Origin of the sequence: Paenibacillus sp. DP01 (genome assembly GCF_044784315.1) — a bacterium.
In the GTDB taxonomy this organism is placed as follows: Bacteria; Bacillota; Bacilli; order Paenibacillales; family Paenibacillaceae; genus Paenibacillus; species Paenibacillus polymyxa.
In genome coordinates this window covers 5,561,502-5,582,432 of sequence record NZ_CP173059.1, presented here as the reverse complement: position 1 = coordinate 5,582,432, position 20,931 = coordinate 5,561,502, and the positions used below count along the sequence as shown (strand labels likewise).

The 20,931-nt window shown below is 46.3% G+C and carries 19 protein-coding genes; 13 read left to right on the top strand and 6 right to left on the bottom strand.

Annotated elements, in window-relative coordinates:
- Window positions 1–33 precede the first annotated feature (33 nt).
- Entirely contained in the window at window positions 34–1,047 is a 1,014-nt protein-coding gene (locus ACH59B_RS24600; protein ID WP_404302924.1) for an asparaginase, read from the top strand.
- A gap of 38 nt (window positions 1,048–1,085) precedes the next feature.
- On the opposite strand, the gene ACH59B_RS24595 is transcribed toward ACH59B_RS24600, so the two are convergent.
- A complete protein-coding gene (locus tag ACH59B_RS24595; protein WP_404302922.1) occupies window positions 1,086–2,033 on the bottom strand; it encodes a Gfo/Idh/MocA family protein in 948 nt (315 codons plus the stop codon).
- A 112-nt stretch (window positions 2,034–2,145) separates the two neighbouring features.
- Between ACH59B_RS24595 and ACH59B_RS24590 the strand changes: the two genes are divergently transcribed.
- Window positions 2,146–3,105: a YafY family protein gene (locus tag ACH59B_RS24590; protein WP_029514460.1), complete on the top strand. Its 960-nt coding sequence runs from the start codon at window positions 2,146–2,148 to the stop codon at window positions 3,103–3,105.
- Between the two features lie 42 nt (window positions 3,106–3,147).
- On the opposite strand, the gene ACH59B_RS24585 is transcribed toward ACH59B_RS24590, so the two are convergent.
- On the bottom strand, window positions 3,148–3,393 hold the full coding sequence (locus ACH59B_RS24585) for a DUF6953 family protein (RefSeq protein ID WP_013373729.1): 246 nt from the start codon (window positions 3,391–3,393) through the stop codon (window positions 3,148–3,150).
- 211 nt (window positions 3,394–3,604) lie between these two features.
- Here ACH59B_RS24585 and ACH59B_RS24580 point away from each other — a divergent pair, with 211 nt between their 5' ends.
- Window positions 3,605–5,005: a helix-turn-helix transcriptional regulator gene (locus ACH59B_RS24580; RefSeq protein ID WP_016822621.1), complete on the top strand. Its 1,401-nt coding sequence runs from the start codon at window positions 3,605–3,607 to the stop codon at window positions 5,003–5,005.
- A gap of 210 nt (window positions 5,006–5,215) precedes the next feature.
- Here the strand turns inward: ACH59B_RS24580 and ACH59B_RS24575 are convergent, their stop codons facing one another.
- On the bottom strand, window positions 5,216–6,958 hold the full coding sequence (locus tag ACH59B_RS24575) for an ABC transporter substrate-binding protein (protein ID WP_126666334.1): 1,743 nt from the start codon (window positions 6,956–6,958) through the stop codon (window positions 5,216–5,218).
- A gap of 147 nt (window positions 6,959–7,105) precedes the next feature.
- On the opposite strand from ACH59B_RS24575, the gene ACH59B_RS24570 reads away from it, so the two are divergent.
- The 4 genes from ACH59B_RS24570 (at window position 7,106) to ACH59B_RS24555 (ending at window position 10,042) form a co-directional block, all read left to right on the top strand.
- A complete protein-coding gene (locus ACH59B_RS24570) occupies window positions 7,106–8,620 on the top strand; it encodes a DUF4153 domain-containing protein (RefSeq protein ID WP_090889061.1) in 1,515 nt (504 codons plus the stop codon).
- A gap of 13 nt (window positions 8,621–8,633) precedes the next feature.
- Window positions 8,634–9,200 (top strand): hypothetical protein, encoded by a 567-nt coding sequence (locus tag ACH59B_RS24565; protein ID WP_019688980.1) that lies wholly within the window; start codon window positions 8,634–8,636, stop codon window positions 9,198–9,200.
- 9 nt (window positions 9,201–9,209) lie between these two features.
- Window positions 9,210–9,368, top strand: coding sequence for a hypothetical protein (locus ACH59B_RS24560; protein WP_180361564.1), 159 nt, complete (start codon window positions 9,210–9,212; stop codon window positions 9,366–9,368).
- A gap of 236 nt (window positions 9,369–9,604) precedes the next feature.
- Window positions 9,605–10,042, top strand: coding sequence for a hypothetical protein (locus ACH59B_RS24555; protein WP_016822626.1), 438 nt, complete (start codon window positions 9,605–9,607; stop codon window positions 10,040–10,042).
- A 73-nt stretch (window positions 10,043–10,115) separates the two neighbouring features.
- Here the strand turns inward: ACH59B_RS24555 and ACH59B_RS24550 are convergent, their stop codons facing one another.
- Window positions 10,116–11,231 (bottom strand): WG repeat-containing protein, encoded by a 1,116-nt coding sequence (locus ACH59B_RS24550; RefSeq protein ID WP_107733711.1) that lies wholly within the window; start codon window positions 11,229–11,231, stop codon window positions 10,116–10,118.
- A 501-nt stretch (window positions 11,232–11,732) separates the two neighbouring features.
- On the opposite strand from ACH59B_RS24550, the gene ACH59B_RS24545 reads away from it, so the two are divergent.
- From ACH59B_RS24545 to ACH59B_RS24525, 5 genes are all read left to right on the top strand, one after another.
- On the top strand, window positions 11,733–12,050 hold the full coding sequence (locus ACH59B_RS24545; protein WP_013312603.1) for a PTS sugar transporter subunit IIB: 318 nt from the start codon (window positions 11,733–11,735) through the stop codon (window positions 12,048–12,050).
- On the top strand, window positions 12,043–12,375 hold the full coding sequence (locus ACH59B_RS24540; RefSeq protein WP_016822628.1) for a PTS lactose/cellobiose transporter subunit IIA: 333 nt from the start codon (window positions 12,043–12,045) through the stop codon (window positions 12,373–12,375). The genes ACH59B_RS24545 and ACH59B_RS24540 overlap by 8 nt, the downstream gene beginning before the upstream one ends.
- Window positions 12,376–12,459: 84 nt before the next feature.
- The gene (gene celB, locus ACH59B_RS24535; RefSeq protein ID WP_016822629.1) at window positions 12,460–13,788 is read left to right on the top strand and encodes a PTS cellobiose transporter subunit IIC; all 1,329 of its coding nucleotides are present in this window, start codon (window positions 12,460–12,462) and stop codon (window positions 13,786–13,788) included.
- 74 nt (window positions 13,789–13,862) lie between these two features.
- Window positions 13,863–15,272 carry a glycoside hydrolase family 1 protein gene (locus tag ACH59B_RS24530; RefSeq protein ID WP_031462474.1) on the top strand — a complete coding sequence of 470 codons (1,410 nt, stop codon included), beginning with the start codon at window positions 13,863–13,865 and terminating at the stop codon, window positions 15,270–15,272.
- A 213-nt stretch (window positions 15,273–15,485) separates the two neighbouring features.
- Entirely contained in the window at window positions 15,486–16,196 is a 711-nt protein-coding gene (locus ACH59B_RS24525; RefSeq protein ID WP_016822631.1) for a GntR family transcriptional regulator, read from the top strand.
- A 98-nt stretch (window positions 16,197–16,294) separates the two neighbouring features.
- Here ACH59B_RS24525 and ACH59B_RS24520 read toward each other — a convergent pair whose 3' ends face one another.
- Window positions 16,295–17,836, bottom strand: coding sequence for a family 43 glycosylhydrolase (locus ACH59B_RS24520; protein ID WP_404302916.1), 1,542 nt, complete (start codon window positions 17,834–17,836; stop codon window positions 16,295–16,297).
- A 405-nt stretch (window positions 17,837–18,241) separates the two neighbouring features.
- Here ACH59B_RS24520 and hmpA point away from each other — a divergent pair, with 405 nt between their 5' ends.
- Window positions 18,242–19,471, top strand: a complete 1,230-nt coding sequence (gene hmpA, locus ACH59B_RS24515; protein WP_404302914.1) for an NO-inducible flavohemoprotein — start codon at window positions 18,242–18,244, stop codon at window positions 19,469–19,471.
- A gap of 108 nt (window positions 19,472–19,579) precedes the next feature.
- Here hmpA and serS read toward each other — a convergent pair whose 3' ends face one another.
- Window positions 19,580–20,869, bottom strand: a complete 1,290-nt coding sequence (gene serS, locus ACH59B_RS24510) for a serine--tRNA ligase (protein WP_019688976.1) — start codon at window positions 20,867–20,869, stop codon at window positions 19,580–19,582.
- Between the last annotated feature and the right edge of the window lie 62 nt (window positions 20,870–20,931).

The following is a 20,931-nucleotide window of genomic DNA, read 5'->3' as shown; positions in this document are numbered from 1 at the left end:
AGTGAAGTTGTAATCGGGAAGGAACATTGGCAAATGAAAAAGGTTCTGTTCATTAATACCGGAGGAACAATTTCTTCCTCCTATCAGGAAAACGGCCTGACTCCAACTCAATCGGCTGAAAATATTTTGGCTGAAATTCCAGAGCTCCAGGAAATTTGCGAGATTGATGCCTACAATCTGATGAGCATTGATAGCACCAATACACAACCAGAGGATTGGGCTTCCATCGCCCGGATGGTACATCGTTCGCTCGATCAATACGACGGTATTGTTATTGCCCATGGCACGGATACGATGGCTTATACGGCTTCAGCCCTGAGCTTTATGTTGGGGACTGTGGACAAACCCGTCGTTGTGACAGGGTCGCAAGTATCCATATTGGCGGAGCACAGCGATTCCAAAAAAAATGTAATTGACTCATTCCTGACCGCATGTGGCGAGGTAGCAGGGGTTTTTGTCGTGTTTAATGGCAAGATCATCAACGGCAGCCGCAGCTCGAAGATCAGAACACGCAGCTATAATGCTTTTGAGAGTATTAACTATCCGTACATAGGTCTCGTGGAGAACGGCAAGGTGGTCTATACGGAGGGCGTATTTGCAAATCGTAATACCGTTCGTCACCCATACAATGACAGGTATGCTTCTGAAGTATTTCTGCTCAGGCTGATTCCGGGTACAAACCCGGCGATCTTTGATGCTATTCAGAGCTTGGGCTATAAAGGTATCGTCATTGAGGGCTTTGGCATGGGCGGCGTGCCTTTTAAAGAAAGGAGCCTCATCAGTAAAATTGAGGATCTGATGAAGGACGGTATGAGTATTGTTGTTACTACTCAATGTCCTTATGAGGGCGGGGACCTGACGATTTATGAGGTAGGGCAGAAGGTGCTGGAAAAGGGCGTTATTCCGGGGTATGACATGACAACAGAAGCGCTGGTAACGAAAATGATGTGGGCGTTGGGCCAGACGACTGACCCGGCTGAGGTAGCCAAGATTATGGCAACGAACTATGCGGACGAAGTGTCCCTGCCTGCGGATACAGCTTCCTGATAGGAAGCTGATTTCCGAAGGTACGGGCTAACTACCGGCTAACGCCGAGCTTGCTCCAGTCTGTTTTTAATCTCAATGGCCATTTCCAGTGCTTGTACGGCCGACTCCAATGGAATCAGACATTCCGCATGTCCGCCAAAGCAATCAAGTGCATGATCCCAACTTTTTTCGTATGGATTGGCGGATTCGAGGTTGATTTTTTGCTGTTCTGATGCGGTATACTCAAATAATGCGGTGGGTATGGGATCGTTTTCGTCACTCTCATGAAATACCAGCTTGGCTTTTTCAAAATAAGCTTCATAGGCCACCGTGAAAGGATAGCTTTTCGGCATATGGGAAGAAGCGATGACTTCTGTGAATGTATCCCGATGCTGAAAATAAGCCCGAACTTGTGCCTGTTCGGGATGGACTACCTCTGTACCCCACACTGTATATGGATCACATGGACCCCATAGCCAGGTGAATAAATCCAGTTCATGAAGCATGAACTGCGTAGGGAGGGAACTTAGTCCAAGGTCTCCCCACAGGGGAGGGGTTTCTCTTTTCAAGGACAAGGAAATGAGTTTTCCGTATTTTTGTTGGCGATAAGCCTCGTACAGATAGGTATAGGCAGGATCAAACTTAATGAACTGGTTGACCAGAATTTTTTTGCCATATTGCTTCTCAGCTTGTTGCATAAGAAGAGCGTCTTCGAGATGAAAGCAAACCGGTGTTTCACAAAATACATGCTTCCCGTGCTTTAGCGCATCAATGGCATGTGACCTATGCAGGTGGGAGGGCAGGCATAGATCGACGATATCCACGTCCGGATCCAGCAGAATATCCTCTATATTTTGTGTGACTTCTACGTTTAGCTCCTCTTTCAATTTTTGCAGCTTGGTTTCGTTCCTTCCAAATACAATGAGTCTGTTTACATTGGGATGGTTGTTTAACAGCGAGGCATGATACGCGCCGAATCCCGTCCCCAAAATTCCAATATTCATCATCCATTACACCCCTTTACTTCTATGATACACACCTATTGCTGCCAACAGGGTGTCAACAATCTTTGCATCATCTTTTCATTTCGGGTTAACCATCTATTGTGGAGGTATGATTGTGAGACTGCATCGTTTAATCGCGATTTTATTATGTATCGAATCTAGAGGGAGAATGAAGGCCAGGGAATTGGCGTTGGCACTGGAAACCTCTGTACGCTCCATTTACAGGGATATCGACCTTCTGGCTGAAGCCGGAGTTCCGATTGTTACCGCATCCGGTCCGAAGGGCGGAATTTATTTAATGGAGGGTTATACGGCAAACCTGAAGCAGTTGAATGGCGGGGATGTCATTCAGTTGTATTTAACGGGGATGGGCATTTATACGGGCGGGTCCACGGAATCGGGTTTGAAGTTAAAGAATACTTTGCTCAAACTGGAACAGACGATGCCGGCCCCCTATCAATCCGATATTCAAAAAGCCAAAGCTCGGTTTTATTTTGATGATACACCGTGGTGGACGGAACGTATAGCGATTCCTTGCCTGGAAGCCGTGAGAGCGGCAGTATGGGGGTCCTATAAAGTAATGATCCAATATGAGAAAGCTGACGGCTCTTGCACTTCTCGCCATGTACATCCCTATGGACTTGTGGTGAAAAAAGGAGATTGGTATCTGATTGCCTTTTGTGAAGTCGGGCAGGAGATTCGGACTTTTAAGTGTGAGCGAATTATGGAGGTTCAGCCGTCTGTTGAAGTCTTTAAGGTTCCTGAGGATTTTTCACTGGAATATTATTGGACAAGTAAAGAAAGCGCTTTTAAGCAGCTTTGTAGAGAGAAAGAATACTATCCTGTTCTGGTCCGAGCGACTAAGAAGCAAGCTGGAATACTAGCGAAAAGGATGGAAATCATCCAGTCTGTACAGGAAGGCAATCACTTCATTCTAACCGTCAACATGTATAGCTATGAAGCGGCCTGCCGCGATGCGATGGATTGGATCGGCCGTGTTGAAATCGTGGAGCCTGCAATACTCCGACAGTTTGTGAAGGAGGAAATTAGCCGACTCCAGAGGATATACGGTTAAATCATCAAAAAAACATCTGCCTATAGCAGATGCTTTTGCTTGTTAAGTCCAGGCCCAGAGGAATGCATCACGATCCCAGGCGATTCGGCCACCATGTAGCTTGCGAAATGCCTTTTTGATTTCTTTTTCCAAAGATACATGACCATGCTCGCTTATAAACACATACTGCTCTCCGTATTCAGAGCGTACATATGCAATGGCATCTTCTTGTTTCAGAGTGCCCACTTCACGGATTTGCGCGACCATCCATTGTGCAATTTGTTGTTCTATAGTTGGGGTGTTGTCCATTTGTCGTATCCTTTCCTGCGACCGATTGGTTGTAGCTGTTCAGCTCGCCTCCTGTAGTATACGGCAATTCGGAGAATTATTGAATTTTTTGATATAAATGTACTTATGCAGTTGGCTAAGTGGGCTTTCTTTTGTATAATTAAGGGAATATTCACGGGAATTTTCTTTTTTTGTATTGAAATCATGCAAGTTATCCCTGGGGGTGCCTGATTTGAAGGAAACAACCACTATTCGCGCAGAGCTGGAGCAGTACATCAGACGAGAAGGAATTACGATTAGTAAGTTTGGGGAGAACACAGGTATTAATGCAGGAACAATCAGTGCCATTATCAACGGTAACCGGCCAATTGCGATGCTGCTGCTGGATCGGATTGCTGCAGGTATGGGGCTTGAAGAAGGAAGCCTCTATGAGCTATACATTGATGAATTTATACGGAATACGGCACCGAATTGGCGACGGGTTCGGCCCTTTTTGCATCGCTGTGCAGAGCTGAACAAACTCGATTGTATTAAGCAAGTCGTGGAGTTTATCATGGACTATCTCATATACGCCCCGGCTTTGTTTGAGACAGCGGAAGAATTATTCAGCGAAGGTAGGTTGGAGGCTGCGGCCATTATTTATAAAAATGTCGCGGAAAGTGAGAAGTATCAACATTCGGAGCGGCTGGCGCTCTGCCAATACCGTTTATTTACGATTACCGTTGGCGATGATCAGGATGAAAATTTATGGGCAGCCACACATTTTGAAAGCTTTGTAGAGCGATTGGGTGAGGCAGACCAACTCGATGCCTTAAGAGATTTGGCTAATACGTATGCCTCCTTGCGGCGTTGGGATAAAGTAGAATGGTTTGCTGAAAAAATGGCTCAAAAAGCCAAAGTACAATACGAGCAAAAATACGGAAATACCAGAAAATCAGAGCGTGGCAAGGAACCTAAGGGCCCTTTGTTTATGTATATTGTATACTCTTACGTACTCCGTGCCGGGGTCTGGGATGAGCGCGGGGATTATCAGAAGGCACTGGAATATGTATCCCTATACTCTGATTTGAGCTGGGTGCAAGAGGATACGGAGGAAGCTCGGCATTTGAAGGCCCTTTGTAGCAACTGGGCTGAGGCCAACAGGTATTTGTATCAGTTGATGTCCGGTAGCCTGGATGTGATTCCACAGTATGTGAATTATTTGGAAAAAAATGAGGGCGAAATTCTGGTGGGGTTACATAAGATAATGGTAGCGGCCAACCGTTATGATTTTAATGTAGATCATGTACTGCAGCACTTTGAAAAACAAATTGAGGCATTTGCAGATCAGCATGCCAAGGTAGGCACCTATACCGAGCAAATGTCAGCAGATCTCTATGCACGATTTTTGGCAGAGATGGCTTGTTACGATCTCAACAAACATCGTTATTCCAAAGGTATGAAATTCCTGCTTGAGAGCCTTTCCTATTCTGTCGTGCTGAATGGTAATCCTGTCACCATCAAGTGTGTAGGACTATTTGAAAAGTATCGGCATACTGCCACTTCTGAGGACAAAGAGGAATATAAAAACTTACTTGGAGAGGTAGAGTACATCTATGATAAAAAAGATCGTTTTTTCTCTGCTCGCATTTAATGTTTTTATCCTATTGAATTTTCCACCCGTCACCCCTCCTATAGAAGACCCTAGCGATGTCCACAGTCATGGGCTGGGGGGATGGGCATTGTCATCTCCTGAACCATCGGCTTAGAGGGTCTAGATAACATTAAAAAAGGTATTCTCTTATGAAGAGGATACCTTTTTTATTTGCAAGTGCATTTGAAGGTTGAAGGAGCGTCCTTGCCGTCAAGTGTGAGGAGTTGGAGGTTGGGCAGGCGGAAACCAGACATGACGAAGATCCACCCAACCTTGGCTGTTAAAGGATACGCCGCGAACAGTAGGAAGATAGGCCGTCTGAACGGGCTTTTCATATAAAATATGCAGCTGGTGCTCATCCATGAGCCGAGTTTCGATATGTTCAAATTGCTGTGCTCTAACGGTATGATCGGCTTCCCGTGCAATTTCGCGCAGCAGTCTTTCGATATCTACACGGCTATGCGGCTCCACATGCCCGGATACATTGAGATACAGATCAAACAGACGCAATTGCTCATCACGGTCACGAAACAGAGAAAAGATGATTAAGTCTGACTCCATACGAATAGATGAACTTTTGAATTCATTCATGGATGCGGCCACAATGTTACACGTATATCCACAGGATTCGAGCTGAGCTGCGACCCGTTCTGCATCCGCTCTATACTCGGGAATGGTGGCAATTTGTAACGCCGCCAGTGGTTCGCATGAATCATTAGCGTTAGATGAATCCACTGCTGAAGGAAGGGGGCGATGATCCAGACATGCTACAATCCGAGCACGTATTTCCGGGTTGCGCAGCGGTCCATCCTTGTGTGTGTTACATGTGATAAATTTGCGTACCGAAGCCGCCGAGTGAATCTGGCTCCATGCGGTATCCGTGTCTCTTGCCAGTATAGGATTATGGATAATGTGAAAAGAAGAAGCGGTATCTTCCATATCCGGCGATTCCAGCTTAGTCGCCCACGGGAGTTGAACGATTTCCACCCGATCTAGATGAGCACGACCCTGAAAATAAGGCGCAAAAGCCTCAAGTAAGCACAAGCTTTCGTTCATTTCCGTGACCTTGAAAGCCCCCGTACCGATAGGACGAATGCCAAAGGCGGCTTCACCCACCTGATTAAGCTCACGCGGTACAATGGCAGCCCGGCTGGTACACAGGAAGGATAAAAATAGCTCGTTCGGCTCCTTTAGTACAAAGCGTACCATCGTCGGACTCAACGCTTGAACGTGCTGAATTTGCCGGACGATAAAATGGTAAAGTCTCCTTCCCGGCGCCCGACTCAGTCGCTCAAAGGTATAGACGACGTCTTCCGCGGTCAGTATTTTGCCGTTATGAAACAGCACTTCTTTACGCAGGAAAAAGGTCCACTGCGTACGAGAAGTGTCCACCTCCCAAGCGTGCGCCAGTCCCGGCAAAATCTCACCGCTCTCGTTCGCCCGGCGGGCCAGCCCGTCAAAGACATGGCTGGATACGAAGGACTCGGCGAGCCAGTTCAAGTACAACGGGTCCAGCGTATAGAGCTGCTGGCGAATGGGCAGACGCAGCGTGTCGATCTGCTGCTGATCACTGCGCACCTCCGCGTGATGCCCGAAATAATTCAGCAGCCAGCCCTGCAAATGTTCCTGCATGGTGGAGGAGCGTGAATGAACTCGGATTTCATCCAGTGCGCGTTTGATATCATGGCGGTCTATGGCTTGCATCATGGATTGCACAGCAATGTCTTCCGGCTGAATAAGGAAGCGCAGACTGGAGCGGCGGCCTCTGCCTCGGCGAGGAGTCCATTGTATCCAATCGTGCTGTTCCATTTTCTGAATGATCATCAAGGCATTGCGGTGGGTGCAGTCAAAAATAGCCGCCAGCTCATCCAGCGTAGTCTCTATGGTATGGTTCTCGTCCCTGTCGTCAGCTGCGTGGGAGTGAAGCCGTAAAAATTGGGCGTGAAGTTTCATTCAGGAATGCTCCGTTTCCCCTATGCTTGAGTAAAAGCGCAACTGCTTTTATAAAATAGGAAATTTTATTTTGATTAATTTCTCTTTATCTTCTTATTTTATCATCTACAATAAGGGTTATAAAGCATAGTTGTGGAGGTATTTACCATGCATGACAAGGTGAATGGATCGTCTTTGCCGAAAGCGTCGTTGTTGTCTGCCTTTGCCGGCGCCATTGTGTTGGCGCTGGTCCATCAATATCTGTTCTTCGAACATGGGCTGGGCGTGTCTATGCCTATTTTCGTTATTGTATTTTACGTGTATATGTATTCCTTTAATCGAGATCGTTGCCAGCCCATTACATGGATAGGACGTCTGCTGTTTGTGGTCATTATGATGCTGGCACTGACATATGTGCTGTTCGATAACCCGATCTTTTATGTGTTAAATGCCCTGGCTATATCTGCTCTGATTAGCGTACATATGGTGTTGCTGTTCGGGGAAAAAAGGCATAGCTGGTCAGAAATCGGTATTATCGGTCAGGCGCTAAGCCATTGGTTTTATCAAAATTTCCGCCATATCGTGACTCCGTTTCGAATGTTTAAGACGGCAGCCTTTCGGAATGTAAAGGATGAGCGTAAGCGTGTATTGGGTAAAGTGATAATCGGTCTACTTATTGCCTTGCCGTTGCTACTCATTATTATATCTCTGCTGGCTTCCGCAGATGGGGTGTTCGAAGAGTTGTTATCTGGCATACCCGCATGGATTGGCACATTGACCTTTGGGAGTGGTTTGCCGCGGCTGATCTGGGCCTGCTTTTTTACCTTCTGTTTTTTCTGTTACTTGTGGGGATTCGTACAGCCTGCTCCGCGGAATACGGAAAGAGAGGCTCAGTCAGCAGCAGCAGTACCTTACCACGAGCCGGTCGCAATCAAGTTTGATCCTGTCATTACCGCTACAGTGCTGATTGTCATGAACCTGGTGTATGTTGTGTTCGTCGTGCTGCAGTTCGGATATCTGTTTGGTGCATGGGAAGGTGCTTTGCCAGAAGGAACCTCGTATGCTGAATATGCGAGAAGAGGATTCGGGGAGCTGGTTATGGTAACAGGTATCAATTTTGTGCTGATGATCAGTGTATTGAAATGGACTGAATTCGGCTCAGGTATAGTGCAAACATTGAACAGCGGCCTGCTGTACATACTCGTCGGTTGTTCGGGTGTGATGCTGTACTCGGGATATACCCGGCTGGTTATGTACGAAGAAGCATACGGATATACGTATATCCGTTATCTGGTACACGCATTTATGATTTTTCTGGGCTTGCTGCTGCTCGTTGCGGCCGTGCGTATTCATGTCCGCCAGCTTCCGCTGGCGAAATATTATATTGTACTCGCTCTAATCGCCTATGTCGTCGTGAATTATGTGGGTATTGATGTACGGATAGCTGAAAATAATCTCGAACGGTATCGTACAACATCGGTGATAGACAAGGAATATTTGAGTGAGCTATCAGCGGACGCGATTCCACTACTGATTGATTTTAGCCGTAAGGAACACGGAGCGCTGGATGAGTTTTTACAAGCCCGCTTGATGAGCATGACGAGAGAAGAATCGAGTTGGCCCGAATTCAATTGGGCTAAGTATCGAGCGCAACAGGAATTGCACGCCTATATTTTGGAATGAGAGGTGTTTGGGAATGATCGGAACAGATACGTTACAAGGTATGGTACTAGAGCTACGGGATGAAATGTCACACTACCAGCATCAGTTTGGTGTAAGACGGAACGATTTCCTCGTGGAGGCTATGTCCTATGGAATGAGTAAGGAGGAAGCCCGTGCTTATGCTATCCAGCGTATTGGCCCGGTCGTTCCCGTCACCTGTATGCCTACGTTGGCTCTAGGGAAAGTGAGACCGCTCAGTCCAATGTTGGCAATGCGGTACCAATATGCAGGGGATTGGAAGGACATCCATGAGCATCTGCTCCTTCCTGATGAAGTGCTCCGGATCGCAGGTACACAGCATTTTCGCAGCTGGATCAGCGATATGCGAAATTACTGGGTGGAATCGGCCCCTTACCGATTCGGGGATGATCGTCTTTCGCTGCTGTCGGTCGCAAGCGAGAAAGAAGGTCACTTTTCCATGCTCGTCTGGAAGGAACCTGGTGAAGAGCCGGAGGTATGGACGTATGCTTCCCAGCATGAATACCGATTCAGTCATTTGCTCCACTGGTTCAAGTGGTTGAATGGGCGCAGTGAAGAATGAGAGGTATAGATGATGCAAAAGAATCGTAATTGGATCGTGCTATTTATTGGCATTGTTATAATGGTGGGGGTTGCAGACTATTTTACACCAGCTAAGCCTGCGACTACTCCTGAGCTTATCGTTCCAACTGTAATCAGTGAAGAAAGCCTTCAGCTAAGTGATGACTAAACAATAAGGGTCACATTATGGCTGCTGTTAAGTTGATTTTGAGCAAAGTCTCTGGTTTCGATTGAAATTAAAAAAATATAGTTCATTTTCTGTGGTATTGCGTTGTTAAAGTAAGCCGGAAATCACCCTAATAGTTGAGAGGGAAATGAAGCTAATATCAATCGAATGTGGAGCCATTCAGATGTTCAAGCGACTCCGTCATTTCCTCTACAACTTATATTCAGGGGGAATTTTCAATGGCTAGAAGTGCAAGCACATACGCATCTGTAATCGACGGTTTTAAGGTAGAAACGAACAAAAAGTATTCGCCAGTAGGTGGAACAAAATGTAATATTTTTGCACAAGACGTGATGGCTGCGATGTCGGCTTCCTTGCCAAGTGGCTTAGCCAATCAAATGGCTGATGCTTTACTGGGTAACAACACGCCGGGCTGGTACTCCGTAACTTTTCAGGATGCTCAAAAAAGAGCAAACCTCGGGTACCCAACCATCGGGATCAAAAAAGCGGACGGACATGGTCATGTCGTCGTCGTCAGACCAAAGGGTTCATCGATCACGATCTTGAAGGAAGTACAGATCGCTCAGGCGGGAACCAAAAATTACAACAGTAATACTATTAATTACTCTTGGGTGGCAGCTGATCTGCCTGGCGTAAAATTCTATACACACGACTAAGTGGTTTTGAGATATTAGCAGTCAAAATAACCCTGGAAGCAGATCCATTCGATCTGCCTCCAGGGTTATTTTTTTATTTTGAAGCAGAATGTTTAGATACAATGAAGGCTTTGCCTGGCTTGACAAAAGCAACAGCATAACCATTAGAGAAGGAAGAAGACTCCGATCTGTATTCAAGCTTGGTCAGCAGTTGCCCTTGGCGATTGATGTAACCGAATTTTCCGTTCGAGACAGATGAGTTTGCTTGTTTACCAACTAAAGCAATGCCTTCCTTGAATGGAGATGTAACGTCATATTTTTGTTGATATTTAATGACCAATGTTCCGGTTTTATCAATAAACCCAACCTCATTTTTCGCATTTTTCACACTGGCCAAGCCCTCGCTAAAATCCTGTGCATCCGTAAACTTAAAGGGAATCACGACTTTTCCCTGTTTATTGATGAATCCCCATTTACCCTTGGCATTTTGTACTGGAGCCAATCCTTCCGAGAAGTCTCCGCCGGATTTGTATTGAGGTGGAATGACTTCTTTTCCTGCCGTATTGATATAACCGTATAGTCCCTTGCTATTTTGAACAATAGCCAAGCCATCCGAGAAACTACGACTGTATTTGTATTGATAAGGAATCGCTAGCTTACCGGAAGCATTCACAAAACCAATCTTCCCAGTGTTAGGGGCATAGGCAAGGGCCAGACCTTCTGTAAATACATATTCTGAATCCACATGTTCTTTAAAATGAGAAAGGGTTTTTCCCGTTCGATCTATAATTGCATTTTCTTTGGTGTCTGCTATGGTGACCTTGGCCTTGCCTTCGGAAAAGACATTGGCTTCGGTGTATTGGCAAGGAATGACCAGTGTCCCTTTCGTATTAATGTACCCAAAGAGATTGGTTTTTGTATTTTTGACTACAGCCCGCTGCTCTTGAAAATCACCAACAGGTTTAAGCTCGGCGGGAAGAGAGAAAGCCTTTTGTCCCTTGGTATTGTAATACACAAGGTTTCCGGCAGATGTTTCAGCAGCCAATAAGCCATCATGAAAAGCACCATCGCTTGAAGGACGAGCAATGTTGTAATCTACAGCAGTTTTAGAGACTTCAATGGTTGTTATGCTGGGTGCGGCCCAGCCTGTTCCAATAACAGAGATGCCAGTAATCAAAATTAATGCAGCTAATCCTAACTTTTTCAACATGCATAAGCTCCTTTGTGAGTTGATTTTTAACTTCGGGCTTCAAAGAATTCTGCCCTCATACGTAAGGCCTTCCATAATATAGACGATAAAAATGTAGGAATGTTTCTTTATATTCAAAATTTTTCTAATTTTCAGTGCGTGAAAGCTCTACTTTCATGTAGGATGCTTGTTCATCTCGTCTCTACTCATCTCTTCTGACCTCAGCTATTCTTTGGCTACGGAGGGGCTATCAAGCCTATTCCGTAGCTCATGTTAACAATTTACAGAATCGAATAACATATCATTGGGAGAATCTCTAATAGTGAAAATCGATTATTATTGAGAGATTAAAGATGAGGGATCAGTTCACTTTCAAAAAAAAGAAGAAAATGTGTCATTTTAAAAAAAGTCTATACATATATGTTAAATGTATAGACAAATTCAAAAAGCGGATTTATAATTACGCTGTAAACGTTTTCTAGTAGTTATCATCCAATCAGACCTTGAAGGGAAGGAACAATCATGAAGAAAATTTTACTGGCGTGCAGCTCAGGTATGTCTACAAGTTTGCTGGTTACTAAGATGCAGGATTATGCTAAGTCCATTGGAGACGAGGCTGAAATTTGGGCAGTAGGTCAAGATCAAGCCGCAGAGGACATGGCTAAGGCTGACGCTGTATTGATCGGCCCGCAAATGAGTTTTCTTAAAGGACAGCTGGAAAAGGAAGCAGCCCAATATGGTATTCATGTAGAAGTGATTGACATGATGGCCTACGGAATGGTTGACGGTAAGAAAGCCTACGAACAGGCTGTGAAACTGGTGGAACGTAAAAATGGATAAAGTTAATATAGCTGATCTGACGGAAGAACAAATTAGTTTCCAACTTATTTTGCATAGTGGAAGCGCTCGCAGCAAAGTGATTCAGGCGCTGACTGAATACAGAAATGAAAATGTAGAAGGTGCGGACGATTTGCTCAAACAAGCCAAGCAGGATTTACGTGCCGCGCATGATATCCATTTTCAAATGGTTAAGAAGGAAGCGGGAGGAACCCAAACTCCCTTCTCGCTTCTCTTGATGCATGCCGAGGATCATCTGATGTCTACGGCTACCATGAAGGATTTGGTCCAAGAACTGCTGGAGCTGTTCAAATCCAGAAGTTTATAGCTGGACCTGTAAATTTGTGAATTTTGGGACATGAAATGCTTGCAACCCTATTGATGCAAGTCACTTCGCGGGGAGGAATAGGCTTTGTTTGAAAAATTAAGCCGGATACTGATACCTATTGCCGGTAAACTGAACAACAACCGCTATCTTACTGTACTGCGTGATGCATTCATGCTGTCATTTCCATTAACAGTTTTTGGCTCCATTATTGTAGTTATTATTAATCTGCCGTTTCTAAAAGGGTGGATGGGCGACGGCAATTATGCGACTTTTAGCAGTCTGCTGAACATTGCGCCTAATGCCACACTGAATATTATGACCTTATTTGTCATCGTCGGGATTGGTTATTATCTATCTCGAAGTTATAAGGTCGAGCCCATATTCGGCGGTATGATCGCGTTGGCCAGTTTCTTAATGCTCACCCCTTTTGTACTGACACAAGAAAGCGGTGCCACGATTGCTGGTGTCATTCCGGTGGACCGGATCGGTGCCAAAGGCATGTTCCTTGGTATGATCGTCGCCTTTATCGCGGCTGAGATATACCGGAGGGTGACACAGCGAAATTTTGTCATTAAAATGCCTCCAGGTGTTCCGCCAGCCGTTGCCAAATCGTTTGCCGCTTTGCTTCCGGCATGTATCACATTGGGTATATTTTTGATCATTAATGTTGTAGTTACACTGACCCTTCACAATAACCTGCATGATCTGATTTATCATGCCGTACAGGCACCGCTGGTGCATTTGGGCAGTGGTATTATACCTACATTAATTGCTATTTTCTTTGTTCAGCTTTTATGGTTCTTTGGGCTTCATGGTCAGATTATTATCAACTCGGTTATGGACCCAATCTGGAATACACTTGCACTTGAAAACTATGAAGCGTACTCCAAAGGAGCGGAACTGCCGCATATTATCACCAAGCAGTTTGTGGATATTTATACAGTAGGTATCGGTGGTACAGGTATGACATTGGCTGTCGTGCTTTCGATTCTGATCTTCCTGAAGAGTAAGCAATTGAAGCAGGTCAGTAAGCTGGCCCTTGGACCAGGTCTGTTTAATGTCAACGAACCCGTCATATTCGGTCTGCCGATTGTGATGAATCCGCTTATTTTTGTTCCGTGGGTCATTTCTCCAATGATCGTTACGCTGATTACTTACTTTGCCATGACTACGGGGATTGTACCGCCGCCCAACGGGATACAGGTTCCTTGGACGATGCCGTTGTTCTTTAGTGGAATGATGGCTACGGGTTCTCTAATGGGAGGCATACTGCAGTTGTTTAATATGGCTGTCGTCTTTGTCATCTGGTTCCCGTTCCTGAAAATTATTGATCGGATGAACGTTCGTAAGGAGCAGGAAGAGGAGCTTAAACAAGCAGCCGTTGCAGGTAAGGATCAAACTGTTGGAATGTAACATGAATGAGCTGCTAGTGTAGTGGACTTGTTCTTTGCAAAAGAGAGAGGAGTAGAGCTGTGAATCATACCGAAATGAAAGATATAGAGCAGCAAGCCATTCAATACCGTTTTCCGACTGACTTCTGGTGGGGTTCCTCAGCTTCGGCTACCCAGACAGAAGGAACTGTGGAGGGAGACGGCAAAGGACCGAACATTTGGGATTATTGGTTTGAGCAGGAGCCGAACCGTTTCTATGACGGGGTCGGTCCTGCTGATACATCCCGTTTCTATACCCGTTATAAAGAAGATATTGCACTCATGAAAGAGCTTGGCCACAACTCTTTCCGGTTCTCTATCTCCTGGTCACGCCTGTTTCCGGCAGGGAAAGGTGAAATAAACCAGCAGGCGGTTCAATTTTATAACTCCGTCATTGAAGAGTTGCACCAGGTGGGCATTGAGCCGTTTGTGAATCTGTATCATTTTGATTTGCCGATGGCTTTACAGGAAAAAGGAGGCTGGGTAAACCGCGAGACGGTCGAAGCTTACGTGGATTACGCGAACACTTGCTTTGAGTTGTTCGGGGATCGTGTAGCCAAATGGTTTACGCATAACGAGCCAATTGTCCCGGTGGAAGGCGGCTATCTATACGATTTCCACTATCCCAATGAAGTGGATTTCGGTAAAGCTGTACAGGTGGGATATCATACCCTGTTATCGAGCGCCAGTGCCATTAAGGCTTACAGAGAAGGCGGCTATAAAGGCAAAATCGGTATTATTTTGAACCTGACGCCGAGCTATCCGCGTAGTCAGCATCCGGCAGACGTGCAGGCTGCTGAAATATGCGACGCGTTCTTTAACCGTTCCTTTTTAGACCCATCTGTGACGGGAGAATTTAACCCTTTGCTTGTGGAGCTGTTACGCCAAGAGGGATTTGTACCGAGCATGGAAGATGGAGATCGGGAAATTATACGCCAGGGTACTGTAGACCTGCTGGGGATTAACTATTATCAGCCGCGCAGAGTCAAGGCTCGCGAAAGTCTCCCAAATCCAGACGCACCTTTTGTGCCGGAACGATTCTTCGATTATTATGCCATGCCTGGTCGTAAGATGAATGAGATGCGAGGCTGGGAGATTTATGAGAAGGGCATTTACGACATTCTGACCAATGTCAGAGAAAATTACGGCAACATTGAATGCTTCATTTCAGAAAACGGAATGGGCGTTCAAGGTGAAGAAAAATTCAGAGATGAGCAGGGTATGATCCGCGATGATTATCGTATTGATTTTATCCGTGAGCATCTCAAATGGGTCCAACGAGCTATCTCAGAAGGGTCCAATGTGAAAGGCTATCACTTATGGACGTTTATGGACAACTGGTCCTGGACGAACGCATATAAGAATCGCTACGGCTTTGTATCCGTGGATCTTCAGAACGAGGGTAAAAGATCCGTTAAGCAGAGTGGGTACTGGTTCAAACAAGTGATCGAAAATAACGGATTCTAAGGTAAGGTGGGGGGGTGGTCCTTTGGACCGCCTTTTTTTCTTCATTGCTGAAAAGAAGCTGTGCTGTATACCGCTGGTGAGAAAGTATAATGTTCGGTATACTTACTATACCGTCATACCTTAACGTCCCGCCTGCAGAACAGAAAAACCAGCGCTACCGATATTTTGGTAAAATGCTGACATAAAACAATTTTTAGTACAGGTGGTAGACAGATGAACAAATACGAGCGGATTGCACAAGAGGTCAAAGAGCGTATTATGAATAAGACCTACTGCAGTGATGATCCCATCCCTGATGAGATCTCATTGGCAAAAGAGTTTCGTGTAAGTCGAATGACGATTAAGAGGGCATTGGACACATTGGTGATGGACGGACTGCTGAATCGTAAAAGAGGACACGGAACCTTTATCGTCAAATCGGTCTACAATGGCCCGGTTAATGTCGTTGTAAATGAAATGCTGGGGCTGACCAACGTACTGCGCGGGAAAGAAATCAAAAGTAAAATCATAGCCTTTGACGTTCAATTTCCATCCGAGGAAGTAGCGACTCATCTGTTTATTGACGTCAATTCTCCTGTATATCATGTGATCCGTCTGCGTGTTGTGGAGGGCGAACCCTATGTTATCGAGCGCACGTACATGCCAACGAAGCTGATTAGCGGTATTACCGAGGAAGTGTTGTATGGCTCGGTGTACAAACATATTAAGGAGGAACTGGGCCTTAATATTGTCGGTTCACATCGTACCATCCGGGCATCCAAGTCGACGGAACTGGATCGGGAGCATCTGGATTGTGCAGCAGATGACCCAATCTTGGAAATTGAGCAAGTGGGTTATCTGGATACGGGGATACCATTTGAATACTCATTCTCGCGCCATCGGTATGATAAATTTGTGTTCACCACAGTGAATCGGATGCGTTGAGCCAGTGAGTAAGAAACGGATGGTAAAGCACAAGCATGGCAGAAGAAGGCCTAACTGATGTGGGCACTCTCCTGCCATGTTCTTTTTAATGAAGCAAATTAATTGCCAAGCAATCTCACTTCATGCACCGTCGGAGTATACCAGTTGTTCGGATTATTGAATAGCACTGCATTTACAAGATTGATTCGCACGTAACGGGCTTGAAAATTAACTTTGTCACTGGTAAAGCCGTATGCAGTATTGCTCGTACGGTCAATGGTGGAATAATGAACGCCATCCGTACTATATTCGATCTTATACTTGTAATATGCCTCAGATCCTTTGTACATAAACCATGAAATATCCACTTCGTTAATCGTCTTGGTACTGCCCAAATCCACCTGCCACCAAGCAGGCCAGGATGCAGATGTAGCCTTCCATGAGGTTTGGGGATTGCCATCGTTCGCCAGTGAAGCCGGGGAAGCAGATGCGGCTGAACTGGCAGTAGCTGTTTTGCCTTGCGCGTGATTCACAAGGGATGGCAGGATGACTGTGCCTGTAGCAGCATCCATATCCCAGCTACTGTACCAGTTTAGAGTAGCCGTTTTATTGGAGTCATTCAGGGTCAGTGGCAACCAGATGAATTTGTGATCGCTCAGATTGAGCGGATTCCAGCGGTCGCCCATATAGATATAACTGGTTCCTGCGCTGCCTGTAATTGTGGCGATGGAGTGGATTTGCGAGCCGTAAGCTGCCGGATCACCGAAAGGCGACAAAGCAGACCAGCTTCCAGTCATGGAGCTGGCGGTTGCATAAGCACCCTGATTCGGATACCAGCCGGATGCCTGCGAGGTGAACAGGTAGTAGGTGTTGTTCTTTTTCACAACAGCAGGCGCTTCACGATAACCATTTTCAAAAATCCAGCCAACAAATGACTGCACGCCTGTATAATCGGCTGTCAGCTTGAAGATTGCCATCGTATCATTGGCGCCACCATTTTTACGGGAAGCTGTAATGAGGTAGCCGCTACCGTCGGTATCCGTGAACACCGTCATATCACGGGACTCATAATTCAGCGGGCGGAAGCTGCCTTGGTAGGTGAAATTCCCGTCTGGTGTATCGCTGGTAGCAACAGCTACGCGACCGAGTGAGTAGTCCGTGCCATTTTCATAGTGTGCCCATAGTACATATTTTCCGGTGGATTTGTTGTAAATGACTTTAGGCCGCTCGATTTTGCTCGAATTCAGCTCAGGGGCGGAATCTTTGGTGAGGATACTACTGCGGAAGGACCAATTCTTCAAATCAGTCGAGGTATATACGTTCACTTTTTCAAATTTCCAGTTCTCAGCGTGCTCGCCGTACCAATAATAAGTGGAACCTACTTTTAGGATATTGCCGCTGTTCGCCTGAATCGGGTTTCCTGCAGTGTCCTTCCAATCCGTTCCATTCGTAATGGCTGTGCTTGCTGTTGCACTCAAGGACAGTTCTGCATTAGCGGCGTCCAAACCATTCATCGATGGGTTCATCTCGCTCCCATAGGTTGCTTGCGTAACGCCTGTTGTATTGGCATGTACTGCATCGGGTTGAAGACCTGCACCGACCACTGCGATTATAATACAAATCCATGGGGCTAACCATTTGCTGTTGTTGATCCACTTCACGATATCATCTGCCTCCCTAATATAGATAGGATGGCCCCGAACAGCTTGTCCGGTACCTCATCTACGATTCTATCTTAATTGGAAGCGTTTACAAGTGGAATAAATTGAAGTCTTTCGAATCATAAATTGGAATCGGTACTGAATGAAAATGGGAATGGTGGTTGGCTGAGTTAAAAGGAGCTTCTCTTTGCCTACTTGTGGATGTGCTATTATCTACACCGGGAATGTATATAATTGTGCGTTTTGTCATTGACACGTTCACATTATTTCAAATTTAAAGTGACTGGAATCACATAAACGGTTACTTTATGTGGGTATACTTGCTTTAATTGAAGGTTAACAAAAGGGAGCTATGTTGTAACGCCTTTTGTTCATCATTATTTTGGAGAAAAGAGGGATACAACAATGCTAAGTGAGCAAACCATTGCAACGATCAAATCGACTGTACCTGTTTTGGAGGTACACGGAACTACAATCACCAAGCGTTTTTATCAGATGATGTTCGAGGCCCATCCCGAGCTTCTCAATATATTTAATCACGCGAATCAGAAGCAAGGACGTCAACAGGGGGCGCTGGCCAATGCTGTATATGCGGCCGCACAGCACATTGACCGTCTGGAGGAAATTCTTCCGGTGGTACGCCAGATTGCACATAAGCATCGTAGTTTGGGGATTAAGCCAGAGCATTATCCTATCGTCGGGAAATATCTACTCGCTGCGATCAAGGACGTGCTAGGGGATGCAGCAACAGATGAGATCATCAACGCATGGGATGAAGCCTATGGTGTGATTGCGAATGTATTTATAGATGTGGAAGCTGAAATGTACAAGGAGGCTGAACAGCAGCAGGGAGGTTGGTCAGACTTTAAGAACTTTGTTGTACAGAAAAAGGTTAAGGAAAGCGAGCGAATTACGTCCTTTTACCTGGTGCCGCAGGATGGACAGGTGCTGCCTGCATTCGAGCCTGGGCAATATATCAGCTTGAAGATGGAGATTCCGGGTGAACATAATACTCATATCCGTCAATATAGCCTTTCTAGTGCACCAGGAAAACCTTACTACCGGATATCCGTAAAACGAGAGGATGCTGTAGGGTCTCGTCCAGCGGGCAAGGTATCTGTGTATCTGCATGAGCACGTGCAGGAGGGCGATGTACTATTGGTATCTGCACCGGCGGGTGACTTTACCCTGGATCGGACAGATCGCAGACCTGTTGTATTAATCAGTGGTGGAGTCGGGCTCACCCCGATGGTCAGCATGCTGGCTTCCCTGGTGGAAACTGCTCCGAATCGGCCCGTCACTTTTGTCCACGCAGCAGTCAGCGGAGATAACCATGCTCTGCGTAATGAGGTGGAAGAACTAGTCGCCACACATGCACAGGCGGCTGTTCGGTGGTGCTACAGCAGACCAACCGAGCAGGATCGTCTAGCTCAGGCCTTTCATAAGGAAGGACATCTGGATCTGGCCTGGCTGCAATCCGTGATACCGGAACGTAACGCTCAGTATTATTTTTGTGGCCCTGTGGGATTCATGCAATCGGTATACGGCCAGTTGAAAGAGTGGAATATCCCTGCATCGGATATCCACTATGAATTTTTTGGCCCTGCTAGTGCATGGGAAGCAGAAGCGCAGTGAGACATTAAAAAAAGGCGAAGGATGGTTGTCCTTCGTCTTTTTTGTGTTTATGACTATGAGGAAATCCTACTCATTGGCTCTACGCTTCTTCAAAGTGTGCCCATATTTTCATGACATGGGAGGACGCAAAAATTCTATATGCTGCGGCATATACTGGCGTAAAGCTTCTGGAATGCGGATCGAACCGTCCTCCTGTTGGTGATGCTCTAGCAACGGGATCAAGATCCGAGGCGAAGCGACCGCTGTATTGTTAAGTGTGTAACAATATTGTAGCTTGCCGTCCGCATTACGGTACCGGATGTTGGAACGACGCGCCTGAAAATCAAGCAACTGGGACGACGAGTGTGTTTCGCCGTAAGCCTGTCTGCTAGGCATCCATGTCTCAATGTCCACCTGCTTGTAGGTTTTTTGCGACATGTCGCCTGTACAGACAGCCATCTTACGGTAGGGGAGCTCCAGCAGTTGAAGCAGATCTTCCGCATTGCGCGTAATCTCCTGAAACATCTGCTCTGAAGCTTCCAGACTCGCTTCGCAGATGATGACCTGCTCCACCTTGGCAAACTGGTGCACACGATACAGTCCGTGCACGTCCCTTCCGGCCGAGCCAACCTCGTTGCGGAAGCATACGGATACCGCCGCCAGCCGAATCGGGTCTGTAACGTCCATAATCTCACCGCTGTAATACGAGACCAGCGGAACTTCCGAGGTGCCTACAAGCCATTGATCTTCTCCAGCGATACGGTACGTCTGATCCAGTCCAAGCGGGAAAAAGCCAGTGCTGCGCATTGCCTCAGAGCGTACCATTAATGGTACGTCCAGCAGCTGAAATCCTCGTTCGCTCAGCAGATCAACAGCAAGCTGCTGTACAGCCCGGTGCAACGCGACCCCAGCTCCCGTCAGATAATAGTTACGGGTACCGGCTGTTTTGACACCGCGAGGCACATCGATCAGGTTGTGAAGCTGGCCGAGCATCATATGATCCTTGGGTTCAAATCCAAAGTCAGGTATCGTTCCGACCCGTTCCAGTTCTATATTATCTTGATCCGACTGGCCTCGCGGCGTATCCGGGGATACGATATTAGGCATTAGAAGCAAGAGCTGTTGAAACTGTTGCTCTAGTTCCTGTTGCGGGGCTTCCAGAAGATCTAGCCGTCCGTTAATTTCTTTGACCTGCCGCTTAGCCTCATCCGCCTGTTCATTTTTCCCGGCCTGAATTAGCGCCCCAATATCCTGACTACACTGATTACGCATCTGGCGAAGCTGCTCCACTTCCCGAAGCAGCTGCTTTCTCCGATCATCCAGGGTTAACAGCTCTGCGACCGATACTTGTATTCTTTTGTCGTCTGCCGCTCTCTGAACCTGCTCTTGATGCTCTCTAATCCACTTGATATCTAACATGACACCGCACTCCTTTTCGGATAAAAATACAAAAAGCGCCCTCATCCACATGGGACGAGGAG

Bases quoted from the DNA above. Each gene is read 5' to 3' on its own strand.
- ACH59B_RS24600 (WP_404302924.1), top strand. From the start codon at position 34: ATGAAAAAGGTTCTGTTCATTAATACCGGAGGAACAATTTCTTCCTCC.
- ACH59B_RS24595 (WP_404302922.1), bottom strand. From the start codon at position 2,033: ATGATGAATATTGGAATTTTGGGGACGGGATTCGGCGCGTATCATGCC.
- ACH59B_RS24585 (WP_013373729.1), bottom strand. From the start codon at position 3,393: ATGGACAACACCCCAACTATAGAACAACAAATTGCACAATGGATGGTC.
- ACH59B_RS24575 (WP_126666334.1), bottom strand. From the start codon at position 6,958: ATGAAACTTCACGCCCAATTTTTACGGCTTCACTCCCACGCAGCTGAC.
- ACH59B_RS24570 (WP_090889061.1), top strand. From the start codon at position 7,106: ATGCATGACAAGGTGAATGGATCGTCTTTGCCGAAAGCGTCGTTGTTG.
- ACH59B_RS24565 (WP_019688980.1), top strand. From the start codon at position 8,634: ATGATCGGAACAGATACGTTACAAGGTATGGTACTAGAGCTACGGGAT.
- ACH59B_RS24560 (WP_180361564.1), top strand. From the start codon at position 9,210: ATGATGCAAAAGAATCGTAATTGGATCGTGCTATTTATTGGCATTGTT.
- ACH59B_RS24555 (WP_016822626.1), top strand. From the start codon at position 9,605: ATGGCTAGAAGTGCAAGCACATACGCATCTGTAATCGACGGTTTTAAG.
- ACH59B_RS24550 (WP_107733711.1), bottom strand. From the start codon at position 11,231: ATGTTGAAAAAGTTAGGATTAGCTGCATTAATTTTGATTACTGGCATC.
- ACH59B_RS24545 (WP_013312603.1), top strand. From the start codon at position 11,733: ATGAAGAAAATTTTACTGGCGTGCAGCTCAGGTATGTCTACAAGTTTG.
- ACH59B_RS24540 (WP_016822628.1), top strand. From the start codon at position 12,043: ATGGATAAAGTTAATATAGCTGATCTGACGGAAGAACAAATTAGTTTC.
- ACH59B_RS24530 (WP_031462474.1), top strand. From the start codon at position 13,863: ATGAAAGATATAGAGCAGCAAGCCATTCAATACCGTTTTCCGACTGAC.
- ACH59B_RS24525 (WP_016822631.1), top strand. From the start codon at position 15,486: ATGAACAAATACGAGCGGATTGCACAAGAGGTCAAAGAGCGTATTATG.
- hmpA (WP_404302914.1), top strand. From the start codon at position 18,242: ATGCTAAGTGAGCAAACCATTGCAACGATCAAATCGACTGTACCTGTT.
- serS (WP_019688976.1), bottom strand. From the start codon at position 20,869: ATGTTAGATATCAAGTGGATTAGAGAGCATCAAGAGCAGGTTCAGAGA.